This window comes from Flavobacterium sp. FlaQc-47, from assembly GCF_044006475.1.
Classification (GTDB): domain Bacteria; phylum Bacteroidota; class Bacteroidia; order Flavobacteriales; family Flavobacteriaceae; genus Flavobacterium.
Genome location: NZ_JBIPCQ010000001.1, coordinates 942,303 through 959,968, shown reverse-complemented (window position 1 = coordinate 959,968; position 17,666 = coordinate 942,303). Strand labels below are relative to the sequence as shown.

The window sequence follows — 17,666 nt, the reverse complement described above, 5'->3', positions numbered from 1 at the left end:
TTTGTGGTAAAAGAAAAATGATCTTTAGGAAGGGCATCACTATGCTATTTGTGGCGGCTGCCAGATGCTTCCGTAGAAATTGGAAGCAAAAACGGAATTATAATTGGGTAATGGGATTGAAATAATGGAATATGCTACAGGAAAATCAAAACTTAAAGAATTTTGATAGCTTAAAACCTGTGCTCCGCAACAATTACAGGCACAAAACGGTGAACACATATCGTTGTCCTTATCATGTGTATGATTTGCCTCTGACGAAAATTGTGCAGTTTTGTGAACGGCACTATCAATCTCCATATCTGCACAAGGCATATTGGAAAGCGCCATTAAATAAATTGATAATATAATTGTTATCCATTTCACCTTACAAAAGTACTATATAATTCTTTTATAAAATCTAAATAATTGAAAATGATATTTATGAAAACCCATTTAATCACGACAGACAATGTGAAATTAAGTTTTTTTGGTAATTAAATAATATCGGTAGATAAATATAGATTATAAATACATTGGTGTGCCGTAGTGTTTTAATAATTAAAATAATAACCCAGAGTTGAAATGTGCCATTAGGCACTAAATATCGGTAGATAAAATATAGATTATAAATACATTGGTGTGCCGTAGGTACGCAACAAAATGATAACTATTGCGTACCTACGGCACGCTAGATTTATTCGGATTCATTTTAATTACCAATATTTAGTACCTAACGGCACAAACTGTAGGCTTTTATATTTTTATAGGCGTGAACAAAATCCCAGCGGAATGGGATATCAGATCTCTTATGGCTTTAAAAATTATTACTATAAAAATTCAGAATTGATTCATTACATCGATCTAATTATTATATTAAAAATCCCACGAAAATATTTTTTACACAAAATATCAATTTCTTAAAAAATATTATAAATAGTAAGAAAATTTATTTAACTTTAACAATAATTAACATATAAAAACTGTTTCTATTTTTTAAGACAAAATTCCTATCATACTACAATACAAAAAGATACGCAGATTTCCCTTTAGAATTCATTACTACATAAATATTTTACGCAGTTCTATTTTTTAACAATTATAAACACGAAAATCAATGAAATGTAATACACTAATATCCGCCTCTTTATTATTTTTTAGCATACAGATTTTTGGTCAGGTTTACACCGAAAAAATTGTAGGAGAAAAAAATCAGGAATTAAAAGACAGCCTAAAAGTCGAAAAATATCCTTACGCGTTACCTATTTGGGGAGAAAAAGTCGCTCAAAAAGGATATAAATTACCGTATTCTGCAGGACTTTCGGTAAATTATTTCTGGCAGGATTCTGAAATTAACATTACTAATTTACAAGTTGGCTTTAATAACGGTCCTTTGTATAATCTGGATGAAATTGTTCGTTTTGATAAATCATCTGTAGAAGTTGGTGCAATTACAATCCGACCTGATATTTGGCTGCTTCCGTTTTTAAATGTTTACGGAATTTTTGGAAAATCGAAACCCACCACTAAAATTAATGCAGGAATCTGGATTCCTGACGGGGATAATAACTGGTCACAAATTGCCAGTTTTAGTACAAAAGCTAATTTTGATGCTACTACATTTGGGTTAGGATTGACACCTACAATTGGTATTGGCGGCGGATGGCTGGCACTTGACATGAATATGTCCTGGAGTGATGTTGATGCGCTTGACAAACCTGCTTTCTCCTATATTTTTGGTCCAAGATTAGGTAAAACTTTTAAGCTTCCTAAACCGGACAGGAATATTGCTGTTTGGGTGGGTGGTTTCAGGGTTCACATTGAAGGAAATACGAAGGGCACTATAGCTTTATCTGATGTACTCAATTTAGATAACGCTCAGGAAAAAGTAGATACCGGTTTGAATAAAGTAGCCGAAAACCAGACAAAAGTCGATAGCTGGTGGGACGGATTAACGCCTGTTCAACAGAATAATCCGGCAAATATTGCGAAACATAATACTGCCAACAGAGCATTAACTTCGGCAGGTAATTTTTTAGCAACTATGGACGGGGCTTTGAGTACAGCAGGATCATCAACGGTGCAATATTCATTGCAAAAAGCGCCTAAAGATATGTGGAACTTTATTGTAGGATCTCAGTTTCAATATAGTAAACATTATATGTTTAGGGTCGAAGCCGGATTTTTAGGAACACGTACGCAATTTTTAGCAGGTCTTCAATATCGTTTTGGTCTTTAAACCCAATTATATGAAAAAAGGTTTATTATTACTTATCGCATTGTTTTGTATCGCTCCGGCACGCTCTCAAGTTTTAATTTCCTTAATTTTTGGAGATAAATTGAATTCGCCTTTTCTTGAATTTGGTTTAGATGGCGGCGTGAATTTATCTACTATTTCTGATCTGGATAGTTCAGGAACTAATTTGGGTTTTAATCTGGGTTTTTATTTTGACATCAGATCCAAAAAAAATCCTTCATGGATGATTAATACAGGAGTGATTGTAAAATCACCTATGGGTGCACACGGAATTCCGGTGTACTCATTGAATGATGAAACTCTGGACAATGCTTTTGCCGGAGGAAGTGTAAATCGTGAAATAAGGTATTTTAATGTTCCTATTTTGATTAAATATCAGTTTAAGAATAATATGTATCTCAAAACCGGTCCTCAGTTTGGATTATTGGCGAAGGCTTTTGATGAATTTACGAGGGAAGTGAATAAAGATGATGTCGTTTATAAAAAAAATATCCGTGATCAAATTCGTGTTATTGATGCCGGAGTTGCTCTTGGCGCCGGTTATCATATGAATGTTGGAAACGGCTTAAACATAACGCTTCAATATTATTACGGACTGGTTCCTGTGATGAAAGGCGACGGTCCTAATGTGTACAACAGATCTTTATATCTTACGGCGGGAATCCCTATTGGGAAAGGAAAAGCAGCTCAAAGAAGGACTGAAGAAGAAAAGGAATTAAACAAAATTGTGCTTCCTGAGGACGAAGCGCCTAAAAAAACCAATTAAACCTTAACTGTTTATCGAAATAATGAATCTAAGGATTTCGTTGATATTTAAAACAAAATCCGGATTGGTATATAGAATCGCATTGTTGGGCATAAAAGGCATATCGGCAGAAAGCGGATTTTGAACTGCAATTGTTCCTCCGGCGGCTTTAATGGCTTTTAAACCCTGGGTTCCATCAGAATTTGAGCCGGACAATAATATTCCTACTAACGAATTTCCGTAGATTTCAGCTGCTGATTCAAAGGAAACATCAATACTTGGACGACTGTAATTAATTTTCTCTGAGATGTCTAATGAAAGTGTTTTGTTTTTTTCAAAAAGTAAATGATAATTTGATGGCGCAACATATACAAATCCTGGTACAAGCGGCACTTTGTCTTCAATTATCTTAAATGGAATACTGGACTTCAAGGAGATAAGATCTTCTAAAGTCTGATCATCAGTACTTTTGCGATGTACCACGATTACTATTGCAAAACCGTTTAAGTCCGGTAACTCGGGCAGGATTTGCATTAAGGCATTTAAGCTTCCGGCAGATCCTCCTATAATTACTACTTTACAGCCTGATATTATTTTATCTTCCTCCATATTTTTTCCTTATCCAACTGTTTGTACTTGCTCATAGGAATAGAATATTTTATTGTTTCTTTTGTTCCTAAAGCTAAGAAACCTAAAACGGCTAAACTTTCATCAAATAAATTAATGACTCTTTTTTGAAGATCATTATCAAAATAAATTAAAACGTTACGACATAATATTAAATCAAATTCATTGAATGATGTATCTGAAACTAAATTATGTTGTGAAAACACCATTTTTTCGGCAAGTTCCTCATTGAACTTCGCAATGCCGTAATTGGCAATATAATAACTGGAAAAGTCTTCCTGACCTCCAGAAGTACGATAGTTTTCTGAGTATTCTTTCATCATTCGTAAAGGGAAAATTCCTTTTTTGGCTGTTTCAAGTACGGTTGCATTTATATCTGTGGCATAAATTAGGGATTTATGCAGCAAACCTGCTTCTTTTAGCATAATTGCCATTGAATAGACTTCTTCGCCTGTAGAACAACCTGCGTGCCATAATCTTATAAAGGGTTTGGTACCTAATAATGGTAAAATTTCGTTTCTTACTACAGAATAAAAAGCCGGATCGCGAAACATTTCGGTTACATTTACCGTGATTTCGTCGACCATTCTTTTATAGTATTCCGGATCATATCTGACTTTTGACAGAAATTCATGAAAATGGGTAAATCCATCTAAATGAAATACTCTGTTTACACGTCTCTTTAACGAAGCTCTGGAATAGCAGCTAAAGTCAAAACCATAATATTCATAAACATCATTTATGAGTGTTTCTAATTCGATATCCTCAATCATAATTCATTCAAATTTTGCTTAGTATAAGCAGTAATTTATCTACATCTACAGGCTTTGATATATAATCATCTGCTCCTGCGTCAAGACATTTTTCTTTATCTCCAATCATAGCTTGCGCTGTTACTGCGACAACAAAAGTCGATCTGCGGTTAGGAAGTGCTTTTATTAACGGAATCGCGTCGTATCCATCCATTTCGGGCATCATCATATCGATTAAAACGGCATCGATGTTTTCATCTGTACTTAATATTCTCAAAGCTTCTTCAGCACTTAAACAAGACAAGCAATCAAATGATTTGGCACGTAAAGTGTGTTCTAAAGCAAAAATATTTCTAGAATCATCATCGATAATTAAGAGTCTTTTTTTATTCATTTCGTCCACTTTTTAAAATTAAGTTTGTTTTGTTTTTATTTTTTTTGCCACAGATTATAAATGATTTTAATCTGTTAACTATTCTCTTTTTTTTGCCACAAATTTTAAAAAAAATGATTTGTGTAAATTCGGGTAATTCGTGGCTAACTTTTTTCTTTTCTGTTGCTGCATATGAAAACTTTTTTTGCCACAAATTTCACAAATTAGCACAAATTTTTAAAAATTGATTCGTGTAATTGGGGTAATTTTTGACTGTTTTTTCGCCACAGATTTCACAGATTAAAATGATTTTTTATAACTAACCTGTTGATTTTTCTGTTCTTTTTTACCACAAATTTCACAAATTAGCACAAATTTTTAAAAATTGATTCGTGAAAATTCGGGTAATTCGTGGCTAACTTTTTTCTTTTTCTGTTGCTGCAGATGAAACTTTTTTTACCGCAAATTTCACAAATTAGCACAAATTTTAAATTGATTCGTGTAAATTCGGGTAATTCGTGGCTAACTTTTTTCTTTATAACTTATCGTACAACCAAACGCGCAATAACGAAAGCAGCTGATCGATATCAACCGGCTTTGTGATATAATCTGAAGCTCCGGCTTTGATGCATTTTTCTCTGTCGCCCGTCATTGCTTTTGCTGTTACGGCAATCAGGGGTAAATTAATGAATTTAGAAATCGAACGTATTTTTTCGGCCGTTTCGTAGCCATCCATATTTGGCATCATCATGTCTAATAAAACGATGTCAGTATCAGGATGTTCCTCTAAAATCTTGATGGCTTCTTTTCCGTCAAAAGCTGTAATTACATTCATTTTAAAAACCTCTAAAGCTTTTGTCAATGAATAAATATTACGAACATCGTCATCTACAATTAATACTTTCTTCTCGTGAAGAATATTATTTAATAAATTTAGTTTTTTATGGCTTTCTTTTTTGTCTGTTCCGTCTTTTTTATCTTCTACTAGATGAAGGAAAAGCGACACTTCATCCAGCATTCTTTGGTATGAATGTGCTGTTTTTACAATAATCGAATCGGCGTATTTTTTAATTTTCACTTCTTCTTTCATGGATAAACTTTTCCCTGTAAATACAATCACAGGAATATTTTCTAATCCAGGTCTTTTTTTAACTCCGTCTAAAATTTCATAAGCATGTTTGTCCGGAATTCCCATATCCAGGATTACGCAATCTATTTCTGTTTTATTCAAAGCTTCTAATCCTTGCGAAACTTCGCTTTTTATCTCAGAATTGATATTATAGGTTTCCAGAAAATAAGATAATGCTTTGGCGTGTTTCGGGTTATCCTCTATAATTAAAACTTTTTGAGCTTCTTTATTAATGATGTGTTCAATTCGTAAAAACACATCCGGAATTTTATCAAATGCCACTGGTTTATCTAAGAAATCTACTGCTCCTTTTAATAAACTTTCTTGTTTTAATTTGTGCGATGACATAATATGAACCGGAATATGTTTAGTCTGTGAATGATTTTTTAATTCTTCAAGTACTTCCCAACCACTTTTTATTGGTAATTCAATGTCTAATAAAACACCAACCGGTTTATAAATCAATGTAAAGTTTAAAGCATAATCGCCACGAACGGAAACGACTCCTTTATATCCTTTTTGACGGGTAAATGCCAAAAGTGATTTTGCAAAATTAATATCATCCTCAACAATTAATATTACTTTATCGCCCGGGAGAATTGAATCTCTGTCATCTTCAATCTCATCCGGAATACTGGCACTTAAATATTTGTTCTTTACCGGTTCTGGTTTTTCTTCTTCTACTTCGGTAAACTCTGTTGGAGAAATTTTTTCGACATTAATTTTATGAATTGCAGATCCAAAAACGGGTAAACATAAGGTAAATGTACTTCCCACATTTTCTGTACTGTGCAATATAATTTCTCCTCGAAGTAATTTTGCTAATTCACGGCTTATGGATAATCCTAAACCTGTTCCTCCGTATTTACGTTTGGTAGAACCATCAGCTTGTTGAAAAGCTTCGAAAATTAGAGGTTGTTTTCCTAACGGAATTCCAATTCCGGTATCTTTTACAATAAAGCAAATGATTTTATCATCATCTGTATTGATTTTAATTTCTACACTAACAGTTCCTTTCTCGGTGAATTTGATAGCATTCGAAATTAGGTTTTTCAAAATTTGCTCTAAACGCATTTTGTCAGTTTTAATGACAATTGGCGCGTCCTTAGAAATAATTTCTAATTTAATTCCTTTTTCTTTTGCTACCTGATTGAATAAATTCCATAAAGTATCTGTAATTTCTTTTGTAGAAACATCTAAAAACTCAAGTTCCATTTTACCGGCTTCAATTTTAGATAAATCAAGAATTTCATCAATCAATCCAAGTAAGCTGTTTCCGGAACTCTGAATCACTTTTGCAAACTCAATTTCTTCCTCGACCATGCTTTTGTTATTGTTTTCGGATAACAAGCGGCTTAAAAGTAAAATCGAATTTAAAGGTGTTCTTAATTCGTGCGACATATTCGCCAGGAATTCTGATTTATAACGTGTTGTAAGTTCTAAAGCTTCTGATTTTTTCTGGATTTCAGTGTTTTTTTCTTCCAGTAAAACACTTCTTTCTGATAATTCTTCATTGGTTTGTTCCAGCTCTTCCTGTTGTACACGAAGTTCTTCCTCAGATGCCTGAAGTTTTTCTGTTTGTGCTTCTAACTCCGCATTAATCGCTTCTAATTCACTGTGCTGTACCTGAAGCTCTTCAGATTGAGATTTGGTTTCTTCCAGCAATTCCATTACTCGTTTTCTGTTTTGAGTCGATTTTATTGCGATTCCAATGTTGTTTGCAACAGCTTTTAAAAACTCTAAATGTAAGTCTGAAAATCCATAAATACTTGCCAGTTCAATCGCACCTTCAGTTCTGGTATCTAATAAAGGAACTGCTACAATATGAGTTGGTTTAATTTCGCCCAAAGCATAATTAATATGAATATCATCGGGAGATAACGTCTTTAATTCCAAAATTTTGCCTGAAACAATGGATTGTCCTATTAGTCCCTCGCCTTTTTGAATTCGCTCCCTATTTTTACTTGGGATATAACTGTATCCGCCGGAAACAAAAAGTTCACCTTCTTCTAAAACATATAAAACTCCAGCGCTGCTATTGGTATATTGGCATACAAATTCAATAACATCTTTTGATAATTTTTGCAGTGTTTTATCCCCTAACATTACATTATTAAGACTCGCAATACCGGTTTGAAGCCACTCTTTTTGCGATAATAAATCAAAAGATGATTTTAGGGAAACTCCCATATTATTCAGCGATTCTCCCACACTACCAAGGGCATCTGCCTGGTTATCATCAACACGAATATCATAATTTCCGCTTGAAATATTACTGGCAATTGTGCTTATGGCTACAATTCTGTCTGCAGTTTCTCTATCTTTTCTGATTAATTCACTCTGAAGCAAGCTGCGTTCGTTAAAATCTTTTAAAATTCTGATTAAAAATACAATCGAAATCACAAAGGCAATAATAAAAGCAACAACAATCAAAACAATACTATACGTTCCGTAACGTTCTGAGTTTTCGTTACGTTCCTTTAAAAGATTTTGCTCTGTACTTTCAACTGTCTTGATCTGAGCGCGCAGATCGTTCATCATATTTCTTCCTTCATTAAGGTCAAATGTGACTGAATTTTTACCTAATCTCTTTTTTACGATTTGATTGTTCAGGTATTTAAAAAAATTGATGCGCTGCGTTTTTAATTCTTTTAACTGAGCCTGTTGCGAAGGATTGTCAATTGTTAGTTCAGTTACTTTTTCAAAATAAGCATTAGATCTTATTTCTGCATCATTATACCTGCTTACAAATTGTTCCTCGCCGGTAATTAGGTAACCGCGCATACTGGTTTGCGCTTCAGTGATTATTGCCGAACCTTCGTTTAGGTTATAAATTACTTCCTGAGTGTGATTTACCCAGAAATTACTATTTAATAAGCTTTTAATACTAAGATACGAAGCGGTAGAACTGATCATCAAAACCAGTAACGAAACCATCGAACTTATTAATAAATTTCTTTTAAAATTATTACTCTTCATTTGCCAATTGTGAATTTAATTATAGGTTGCTTTTGGGGTTTTTATTTTTTTTTTACCAAAATAAGATTTAAAAGGATTTTTAAAATTTCTTAAATGGCACATATTGTTTATTCATATTTTAAAGGAAGGATGATAATAAAACTTGCGCCCTCGCCTAACTTACTTTTTGCGGTGATTAATCCGTTATGTTTTTCGATGATTTTTTTGGCAATTGCTAATCCAATTCCAGTTCCTTCATAAGACTGGCGATCGTTTAAACTTTGGAAAATAATAAAAATGCGATCGAGGTAAATTTCTTCAAAACCAATTCCGTTATCTTTTACCGTAATTCGGCAAAATTTCCCTTCGGAGGAAACCGGACTATCAAAAGATTTATCGGCAATTAATTCAGATGTAATTTCGATTAACGGATTTTGAGAAGTTCTGGAGAATTTCAGGGCGTTTCCAATCAAATTTTGAAAAACCTGTCTCAACTGACTCGGAATACTGTCTATCGTAGGAAGTTCGCTGGTTTTTATGGTAGCATTTTTTCGTTCAATCAGATAATCAAAATCCGAAAGAACTTCCTGTAAAACCTCATTTAAGTCTGTAACTTCTGGTTTTACTTGTGATGATAATCTTGAATACGCTAGTAAATCGGTAATTAAAGTCTGCATTCTTTCCGCTGATTTAATCGTACGATCTACATAATCAACGGCTTTTGCGTCATCAGCAAGATAAAGTTCTTTGATGATTTTTATAAAGATCTGGATTTTACGGATTGGTTCATTTAAATCGTGCGAAACTACCCAGGAAAATTGTTGCAGTTCGTGATTTTTCATCTCTAATTCTTCGTTTTTCAAAACCAGTTCTTTGGTTCTTTCAGCGATTTTAATTTCGAGATTATCCTGAGCTTCTTTTCGTATAATAATTTCTTTTGAGAGTAATTCCTTTATACCTTTTAATTCTCTTTGCTGATCGTAAATTTTAAGGAAAGTTTTTACTTTTAAAATCAGCAAATCACTGTCGACAGGTTTTGTAATGTATTCGACAGCTCCGGTTTCATACCCTTTAAAAATATATTTTTTCTCGATATTTAGTGCCGATAGAAATATAACAGGAATGTCCTTTGTACGTTTATTGCCCGAAAGAATTTTGACTACTTCAAAACCATCAAGTCCCGGCATCTGAACATCCATAATGATCAGACAATAATCTGTTTTTAAAATTTTCTTGAGGGCTTCTTCACCAGACTCTGCAGTATCTACATCGATGTCATGTAGCTCTAATGTTTTCTTCAAGGCAATGATATTTGCCTTTATATCGTCAACGATTAATACCATACTGGGTTGGGGAGTAAAGTTTTATGAATTGAAATTTGTTTTTAGTTTGAAAATCTTTGAAAAACGTTATTTATCACATCTGATAATGCTTTAAATAGCGTCACTCAAACCTTCAAATTTATAAAAAAAAAGCAGAAACGTCTTTTACACAAAAAAAAAATCGTTACATAATTCCCATGTTTGACATTGAAATTTAACAACCGTACTTTTTGAGATAATCTTAAATTTCTTACGGTTAATATGTGTTTTAAATAGTAATTAACTTTAAACTTATGTCAATTGATTAAAAAATAATGTTATGAAAAAACCTAAAACATTTCCTGAACAAAAACAGAACCTGCCTGGTAATGAACATCAAATGAATCCGGAACCGGAAATTATAAGAGATAATTACGCCGGAAGCGGAAAACTGCTGGGAAAAGTAGCTTTTATAACGGGTGGCGACAGCGGAATTGGACGAAGTGTTGCTGTACATTTTGCCAGAGAAGGCGCTGATATTGCCATTGTATATTTAAAAGAAGACAAAGACGCTTTAATAACACAGGAACTTGTTGAGAAAGAAGGCCGACAATGTTTGATTATCAGCGGAGATTTGAAGGAAGAAAAGTTCTGCAAAAGCGCGGTAAAAAAATGCCACACTCATTTTAAAAAACTAAATATTGTGGTGAATAATGCTGCGGTGCAATTTCCTCAAACTGAACTGGAAGATATCACATCAGCCCAACTTCATAAAACTTTTGAAACGAATATATATCCTTATTTTTATATTTCAAAAGCCGCTCTTCCGTTTCTGCAGGAAGGCGATTCAATTATCAATACAAGTTCAGTAACTGCTTATCGCGGAAGTGAACATCTCGCAGATTACTCAAGTACAAAAGGAGCGATTGTTAGTTTTACCAGATCTTTATCGACGATGCTTGCCAAAAAGAAAATTCGGGTAAATGGTGTTGCGCCAGGACCAATCTGGACACCGCTTATTGTGGCAAGTTTTGATAAATTATCTGATTTTGGGAAAGATAATCCTATGGAAAGAGCCGGTCAACCCTCAGAAGTGGGACCTGCGTATGTGTTCCTTGCCTGCGAAGACAGCAGTTATATCACCGGACAATTTATTCATATTAATGGAGGTGAATTGGTTGGTGGATAAGTTTTTTAAATATAGGTTCAAAGGATCAAAGGTTCAAAGGCTCAAAGCAATAAAAGTTCACAGGTTCACAGGTTTTGAAGAATTGGGTATTCATCAAATCTAGTTAAGACGAGAAGTCAAAAAACTTTTATTTGCATGAGCTTAAAAAAACTTAGCAACTCAGCCACTTAGTAACTTAGAAACTTAAACAAACAAAAAAACAATGAATTTAATAGATGTTGTCGGACTCTTTGCGGGAACCTGTGTTACAATATCAGTCATTCCGCAGATTTTAAAAGTTTGGAAAACCAAAAAAGTGAAGCAAATTTCGCTTAAAACCTTTGGTATTCTGACTTTTGGTCTATTAATTTGGATTATTTACGGCATTATCAAAAATGATTTACCTATAATAATTACGAATAGCGTTTCTTTTTGCCTGAATCTAATTATGGTTTATTTCCTTATTTATTATGAGAAAGAGTGAAAATCTAAGTTGCTGAGGTTCTAAGGTTTTAAGATTCAGAGTTCTCTCTTTTGTGATACCTCGTTCCTCGGCATGACAAGATTGTGATAAAACTTTGTTTCATTCGACTTCGCTTCGCTCAGGACGAACAAATCAGAGTAAAAATCCGTTTTAAATCCGTGTTTTCGCTTTAGCGAATCCGTGTCATCCGTGTGCCATTCTCATTTCCTGGCAATTCTATAAAATAAAAAAACAGCTCGTCAAAAGCTGTTTTTTCGTGTAGGAAGAAGTATGTGTTGCTTATTAGCTAGCTAGTTTTTGATTGTATGGCTTATAGGATAAAAGGTGTTTTTCTTTAAAAATACGCGGCAGATAATTACGACTTACTAATCCTGCAGCACTAATTACCTCAGAAATATTCATGTGTGAAATTCTTTTGATTTCATTAATTTGTTTGGTGGCCATATTTACAATTGGATCAAATGTTTTGATGTAATTATAACTATGCTGCGCAATCTCCATCTCTATAATTTCTTTTAAAATTACTTTTTTAAGCAGGTTTTTAACAACTCCTTTTTGCGGAACTTTTTTAAGTTCCTGCCATTTACTCGTAATTTTTACATTTTCAGATCCTACATAAATATAGTTTCCGTTTTCGTTGCTGAATCTTTTCTTTAATTGAGAAATGATTTCTAAATTTTCCTCTTCAGCAAATGCCATTGTTGGCACTCCTATTAAAGAGAATTGAATGTGTTTATGACTTTCAAAATACAAAACACTATTTATAACTGATGTGTTGCTTAAAATACCAGTTTGATTTTCTTTAATGATTTTTTTGTCGCCATTTGCACCAAAACTATGCGCTAATTTTCCACTTTCACAATAAGCAAAAAGTATTGGAGAAGCCTGAAAAGATTCCATACTTATAGATACATCCTGATTTAAAACAAAGTCAAAATACATATGTGACATATTATTATCAAGGCAAACCCCGCTAATAGTTCCTTTTGCCCATTTTGACTTGAATGTCAGGTTGTATTCATTTTTAGTGGTGGTCAATTTACCATCAAAACTTTCTTTAAGATCGTTAAAAATGGCGTTGAATCCGCCTGTGTTTAAGTATAGTTTTTTCATAATGGCTGGTTTTAATACACTGATTTGTACTTGTTATTGTACAAAATATAAATTTGGTTTTTTATCTTATTTTGATAATTCAAATTTCATACATATTACTAATCAAACCTTTATACAATTTCAGTAAGATATTTCATAATTAAAAGCACGCATATTTTAATAATACCTTAGCCCACGGATTTTACGGATAAAGCTGGTCTTCACGGCTTAATGCTCTTGAACCTTTTATATCTTTATATATTTGCACCTGTGAGCCTGTGAACCCTATTAACCTTTGAAACTTTGAACCTGCTAAACTTTGAACCTTTATAAAAAAACTTAGAACCTAAGTAACTCAGTACCTTCAAAAAAAAAAGCAGCTGCTCCAGATAAATCTGAAACAACTGCTCCCCAGCAAAATAAAAAAAATACTAATCTATTTTTCTTTATGTAAGTTCACTAACATCGGCATTTGTTGAATAATTCTCTTCTGGAATATCCTTGAAAAATTCAGCTTCTTCAAGATCCGCCGTTGGACCATATCCTATTAAATGAGTTCCTTTTTTCTGGTCTTTTGTTTCAATTACATACAAGATCGACATATCATCAGGATCACTCATTCCTTCATATCTATGATGCGCTACAATAAAAATTTCATCAGGTTTGTACGCATATTTAGATTCTGAATCGATCAAACATCCATCCTGAAATAAATAATTGGTCATATATCCTTGGTCCTGGTACTTTTTTATATAGTCGGTTTCGTGTTTTTGTTCTTTTTTCATGATTTCCTGAGTTTATGATTTTCTCAAATCAGTTAGTAATTCAAATTTCATCAATCAAAACAGATATAATTAACTCAATAGATTATAAAATTACCTCATTCAAAAAAAACCAAATGAGATGTTTTTTATTTTACTAATTTTAAACTTCTCACCATTTATTTGCGTAAATTATTATATTTATACATCAATTTTATTGTTTTACCAGAAGCAAAAATAACTTTTAATGAATACTTTAAATCACGATTTTCTTGCAAGAGGAGGCGAAATGGGCGCATTAACACGTGCTAAGGACTGGAGCAAAACACCTATTGGCGCTGTTGAATTATGGCCGCAAAGTTTGCGTACCACTTTAGGTATTTTATTAAATTCAAAATTTCCCATGTTTTTATTTTGGGGACCTGACCATATTTGTTTTTATAATGATGCTTATCGCCCAAGTCTCGGCAACGACGGAAAACACCCTGCAATATTAGGACAAAGAGGTGCTGAATACTGGCCTGAAATCTGGGATTTTATAGCACCATTAATCGATCAGGTTCTTACCGAAGGCGAAGCAACATGGCACGAAAATCAACTATTACCTATATATCGTAACGGAAAAATGGAAGATGTTTACTGGACTTTTAGTTATAGTCCAGTAAATAATGACGATGGAAAAATAGCCGGAGTTTTGGTTATTTGTGATGAAACTACTGAAAAAGTAAAGTTAGTTCAGAATTTAGAAACCGTTAATACACGTTACAGAGACAATATTTTACAGACTCCAAATGCGATGTGCATCTTTAGAGGAAAGGATTATGTTGTTGAAATTGCAAACGAGTTAATGCTGGAAATCTGGGAACGAAAAATAGATCAGGTTCTCAACAAACCCATTTTTGAAGCTTTGCCTGAAGTTACAGGACAAGGTTTAGAAGATGTGCTGCTACATGTTTATACTACCGGAGAACGATTTATGGCTTATGAACTTCCGGTTAAATTAACGCGTAAAGGAAAGGTCGAAAATACTTTTATCAATGTTGTTTATGAAGCTTTAAAAGAACCTGATGGAACAATTTCCGGCATAGTAGCAATTGCAAATGATGTAACAATGCAGGTTATTGCGAGAAATGTTGTAGAAGAAAGTGACAAGCGTTTTAGAGATACTGTAAAACAGCTTCCGCTTGGTATTGCAATTCTCAAAGGTGCTGATTTAATTGTTGAAATGGCGAATCCCACTTATCTTCAAATTGTTGATAAGACCGAAGATGAAGTTTTAAATAAACCGGTATTTAACCCGGTTCCAGAAGCAAAAGATGCGGTTTATCCTTTGCTTGCAAAAGTGTATACAGACGGAATTCCCTATTATACGGATGAATTAGAGGTAACTATAAACCGTCATGGCAAACAGGAAATTTGTTATTTTAATTTGGTTTTTCATCCTTTAAGAGATGAAAATGATAATATTGAAGGTGTAATAATTGTGACTTATGAAGTTACAGAAGCTGTTAATGCGCGTTATCTTTTGACTGAAAGCGAAAGGGCTTTTCGTAATTTAGTAATGGACTCCCCTATTGCGATGGCCATTTTTAGAGGAAAAGATCATATTATTGAAATGGCGAATAATGCCATGATGAAAACTATCTGGCAAAGAAAGGAAGAGGAAACTATAGGAAAACCTATTCTTGAAATATTCCCTGAATTATTAGAACAGAAATACTCTGAATTACTGGATCAGGTAGTTTTGAATAAAAAAATTGTTCGTGAAAACGAATCACTTGCCTATGTAAATGTCAAAGGTGAACTGGTCAAGTTTTATTTAGATTATCAATATACACCATTACTTGAAAAAGACGGAAATGCTTCTGGCGTTATGGTCAATGTAAATGATGTAACAGCAAAAGTAGAAGCTCGCAAAAAGGTTGAAAATGCTGAAGAAAGAGCCCGATTAGCAGCTGAAATTGCTGAAATTGCTACCTGGGATTTGAATGTTCCCAATCAGGATTTGATTTATTCTGATAATTTACCCACTATTTTTGGGCATGATAAAGCATTGCAATTAACAAGACCGGAGATTCACCGCCAGATTCATCCTGATGATAAAAACATATTAAAAGAAGCTTTCCAGACAGCGCTTAAAACAGGGATTTACAAGTATGAATCACGCATTATTAAGCCTGACGATTCGGTTTCATGGATACGGGCACATGGAAAAATATTTTATGACGACGATAAAAATCCAGTAAAAATGCTTGGTACCATCATGGATATCACTGATGAAAAAAATAATCAGCAGGTTTTAATGGAGAGTGAAGCTAAATTCAGGCTCCTCGCCGACTCTATGCCGCAACATATCTGGACGAGCGATGCACTTGGGAATTTGAACTATTTTAATGAATCGGTTTTTACCTATTCAGGAATTTCTGTTGATGATGTGGTAAAAAAAGGATGGCTCCAAATTGTTCATCCTGATGATCGTGAAGAAAATGTAAATGCATGGATAGAAGCTATAAAAACCGGAAATGATTTTTTATTAGAACATCGTTTTCGCAGGCATGATGGCGAATACAGATGGCAATTAAGCCGGGCAATTGCTCAAAAAGATAGTGAAGGAAAGATTCAAATGTGGGTAGGGACAAGTACTGATATTCAGGATCAAAAAAATTTCACCAATCAGCTTGAAAAAGAAGTTCAGGAACGAACTTCGCAATTAGAACTCAAGAACAAAGACCTTATTAATATGAATATTGAACTGCAGTCTTTCGCTTATATTTCAAGCCATGATTTGCAGGAACCGTTACGAAAAATCCAGACTTTTGCCAGTCGATTATCTGATTTAGATGAGCAGAATATTTCGGTAAAAGCCAAAACTTATTTGAGCCGAATTGAATTTGCTGCTAAAAGAATGCAGACTTTGATACAGGATTTATTAGAATATTCCAGAACCAACTCTGCCGAAAGGGTTTTTGTCAGAACAAATTTAGATGATATCGCTCAGGAAATTTTAAGTGATTTCTCTGATCGTATCGAGGAAAAAAATGCTGTTGTAAATTTTCATCCTTTGGGCGAAGCAACTGTAATTCTGTTTCAGTTTAGGCAATTACTTCATAATTTAGTGGGAAATGCCCTGAAATTCTCTAAAAAGAATGTTGCTCCAGTTATTGAAATCAAGGCTAAAAGTATCAAGGGAAGCGATATAAAACAGGATATCAATTATCCCGACAAAATCTATTATCATCTTCAAATATCCGATAATGGAATTGGTTTTGATGCCGAATATGAGGAACGTATTTTTGAGGTTTTTCAGCGTTTAAATACTGAAAGCGAATTTGCAGGAACCGGAATTGGTCTGGCAATCGTAAAAAAGATTGTCGAAAACCATAAAGGTTTTATTACGGCAAGTGGCGAAAAAGATAAAGGCGCCACTTTTGACATTTATATTCCTGAATTATAGCTTTCTAATTACGTTTTGTAAACAAAGTTTTTATCGGTTGGATTGAATTTTTTCCAGTCGATTTCTAACGCATGTTCAATTGACCTTACAATATCTTTCATTAAAATAGGCTTTGTAATAAAGTAATTAGCCCCTAATTTGCGACATCTTTCGATTATACTTGGTTCGTTTGATGTCGAAAAAATAATCACCGGAATATCGTTTTTCATTTCAGAATTTCGAAGTTCCGCCAAAACATCGAATCCGTTTTTCCCCGGCATATTCAAATCTAAGAAAACTACATGTGGAGTTGGCGGAGGATTATAAATGGCGTTTAATAATTTTTCTCCTCCTGAATAGGTTTTAAGGTGTATTTTTTTAGGTAGTGATTCTACTGCATCAGTAAAAATGCTCAAGTCATCTTCATCATCATCAGTATAAAAAATAGTAAAATCAGTCATGTGGCGTTTTATAAATTTGGTATTTATTTTAACAAAGATAACCAAAATTATAGATTAAGCAATTGCTTTTAAATTATGCTAAAAAAAATTAGTAATTGAAATCTCATAATTTTTAAATCTAATTATGTAAAAACAAAAACATATAAAAT

At 33.5% G+C, this 17,666-nt stretch carries 14 protein-coding genes; 5 read left to right on the top strand and 9 right to left on the bottom strand.

The features are described 5' to 3' along the window. Positions 1–39: 39 nt before the first annotated feature. A complete protein-coding gene (locus ACHRVX_RS03985) occupies positions 40–363 on the bottom strand; it encodes a DUF6660 family protein (protein WP_395329451.1) in 324 nt (107 codons plus the stop codon). A 730-nt stretch (positions 364–1,093) separates the two neighbouring features. On the opposite strand from ACHRVX_RS03985, the gene ACHRVX_RS03980 reads away from it, so the two are divergent. Both ACHRVX_RS03980 and ACHRVX_RS03975 read left to right on the top strand, forming a co-directional pair. Further along, complete coding sequence (locus ACHRVX_RS03980) at positions 1,094–2,215, top strand: hypothetical protein (protein WP_395329449.1); 1,122 nt, start codon at positions 1,094–1,096, stop codon at positions 2,213–2,215. Positions 2,216–2,225: 10 nt separating this feature from the next. Further along, entirely contained in the window at positions 2,226–2,999 is a 774-nt protein-coding gene (locus ACHRVX_RS03975; RefSeq protein WP_395329447.1) for a porin family protein, read from the top strand. 3 nt (positions 3,000–3,002) lie between these two features. Here the strand turns inward: ACHRVX_RS03975 and ACHRVX_RS03970 are convergent, their stop codons facing one another. The 5 genes from ACHRVX_RS03970 to ACHRVX_RS03950 all read right to left on the bottom strand — a co-directional run bounded on the left by ACHRVX_RS03970 (position 3,003) and on the right by ACHRVX_RS03950 (position 10,160). Continuing rightward, the gene (locus tag ACHRVX_RS03970; RefSeq protein ID WP_395329445.1) at positions 3,003–3,587 is read right to left on the bottom strand and encodes a chemotaxis protein CheB; all 585 of its coding nucleotides are present in this window, start codon (positions 3,585–3,587) and stop codon (positions 3,003–3,005) included. After that, a complete protein-coding gene (locus ACHRVX_RS03965) occupies positions 3,569–4,378 on the bottom strand; it encodes a CheR family methyltransferase (protein WP_395329443.1) in 810 nt (269 codons plus the stop codon). The genes ACHRVX_RS03970 and ACHRVX_RS03965 overlap by 19 nt, the downstream gene beginning before the upstream one ends. A 7-nt stretch (positions 4,379–4,385) precedes the next feature. Then, positions 4,386–4,751 (bottom strand): response regulator, encoded by a 366-nt coding sequence (locus tag ACHRVX_RS03960; protein WP_395329441.1) that lies wholly within the window; start codon positions 4,749–4,751, stop codon positions 4,386–4,388. Positions 4,752–5,265: 514 nt separating this feature from the next. After that, entirely contained in the window at positions 5,266–8,838 is a 3,573-nt protein-coding gene (locus ACHRVX_RS03955) for a response regulator (protein WP_395329439.1), read from the bottom strand. Between the two features lie 107 nt (positions 8,839–8,945). Then, a complete protein-coding gene (locus tag ACHRVX_RS03950; protein ID WP_395329437.1) occupies positions 8,946–10,160 on the bottom strand; it encodes a response regulator in 1,215 nt (404 codons plus the stop codon). Positions 10,161–10,458: 298 nt separating this feature from the next. Between ACHRVX_RS03950 and ACHRVX_RS03945 the strand changes: the two genes are divergently transcribed. Together ACHRVX_RS03945 and ACHRVX_RS03940 are read left to right on the top strand one after the other, a co-directional pair. Beyond that, entirely contained in the window at positions 10,459–11,307 is an 849-nt protein-coding gene (locus ACHRVX_RS03945) for an SDR family oxidoreductase (RefSeq protein ID WP_395329435.1), read from the top strand. Between the two features lie 202 nt (positions 11,308–11,509). Then, on the top strand, positions 11,510–11,770 hold the full coding sequence (locus tag ACHRVX_RS03940) for a SemiSWEET family sugar transporter (protein ID WP_395329433.1): 261 nt from the start codon (positions 11,510–11,512) through the stop codon (positions 11,768–11,770). A gap of 282 nt (positions 11,771–12,052) precedes the next feature. On the opposite strand, the gene ACHRVX_RS03935 is transcribed toward ACHRVX_RS03940, so the two are convergent. Then, positions 12,053–12,883 carry a hypothetical protein gene (locus tag ACHRVX_RS03935; protein WP_395329431.1) on the bottom strand — a complete coding sequence of 277 codons (831 nt, stop codon included), beginning with the start codon at positions 12,881–12,883 and terminating at the stop codon, positions 12,053–12,055. A 425-nt stretch (positions 12,884–13,308) separates the two neighbouring features. Further along, positions 13,309–13,647: a hypothetical protein gene (locus ACHRVX_RS03930; RefSeq protein WP_395329429.1), complete on the bottom strand. Its 339-nt coding sequence runs from the start codon at positions 13,645–13,647 to the stop codon at positions 13,309–13,311. A gap of 223 nt (positions 13,648–13,870) precedes the next feature. Here ACHRVX_RS03930 and ACHRVX_RS03925 point away from each other — a divergent pair, with 223 nt between their 5' ends. Next, positions 13,871–17,077 (top strand): PAS domain S-box protein, encoded by a 3,207-nt coding sequence (locus ACHRVX_RS03925; protein ID WP_395329427.1) that lies wholly within the window; start codon positions 13,871–13,873, stop codon positions 17,075–17,077. Between the two features lie 8 nt (positions 17,078–17,085). Here the strand turns inward: ACHRVX_RS03925 and ACHRVX_RS03920 are convergent, their stop codons facing one another. Next, the gene (locus ACHRVX_RS03920) at positions 17,086–17,517 is read right to left on the bottom strand and encodes a response regulator (protein WP_395329425.1); all 432 of its coding nucleotides are present in this window, start codon (positions 17,515–17,517) and stop codon (positions 17,086–17,088) included. Between the last annotated feature and the right edge of the window lie 149 nt (positions 17,518–17,666).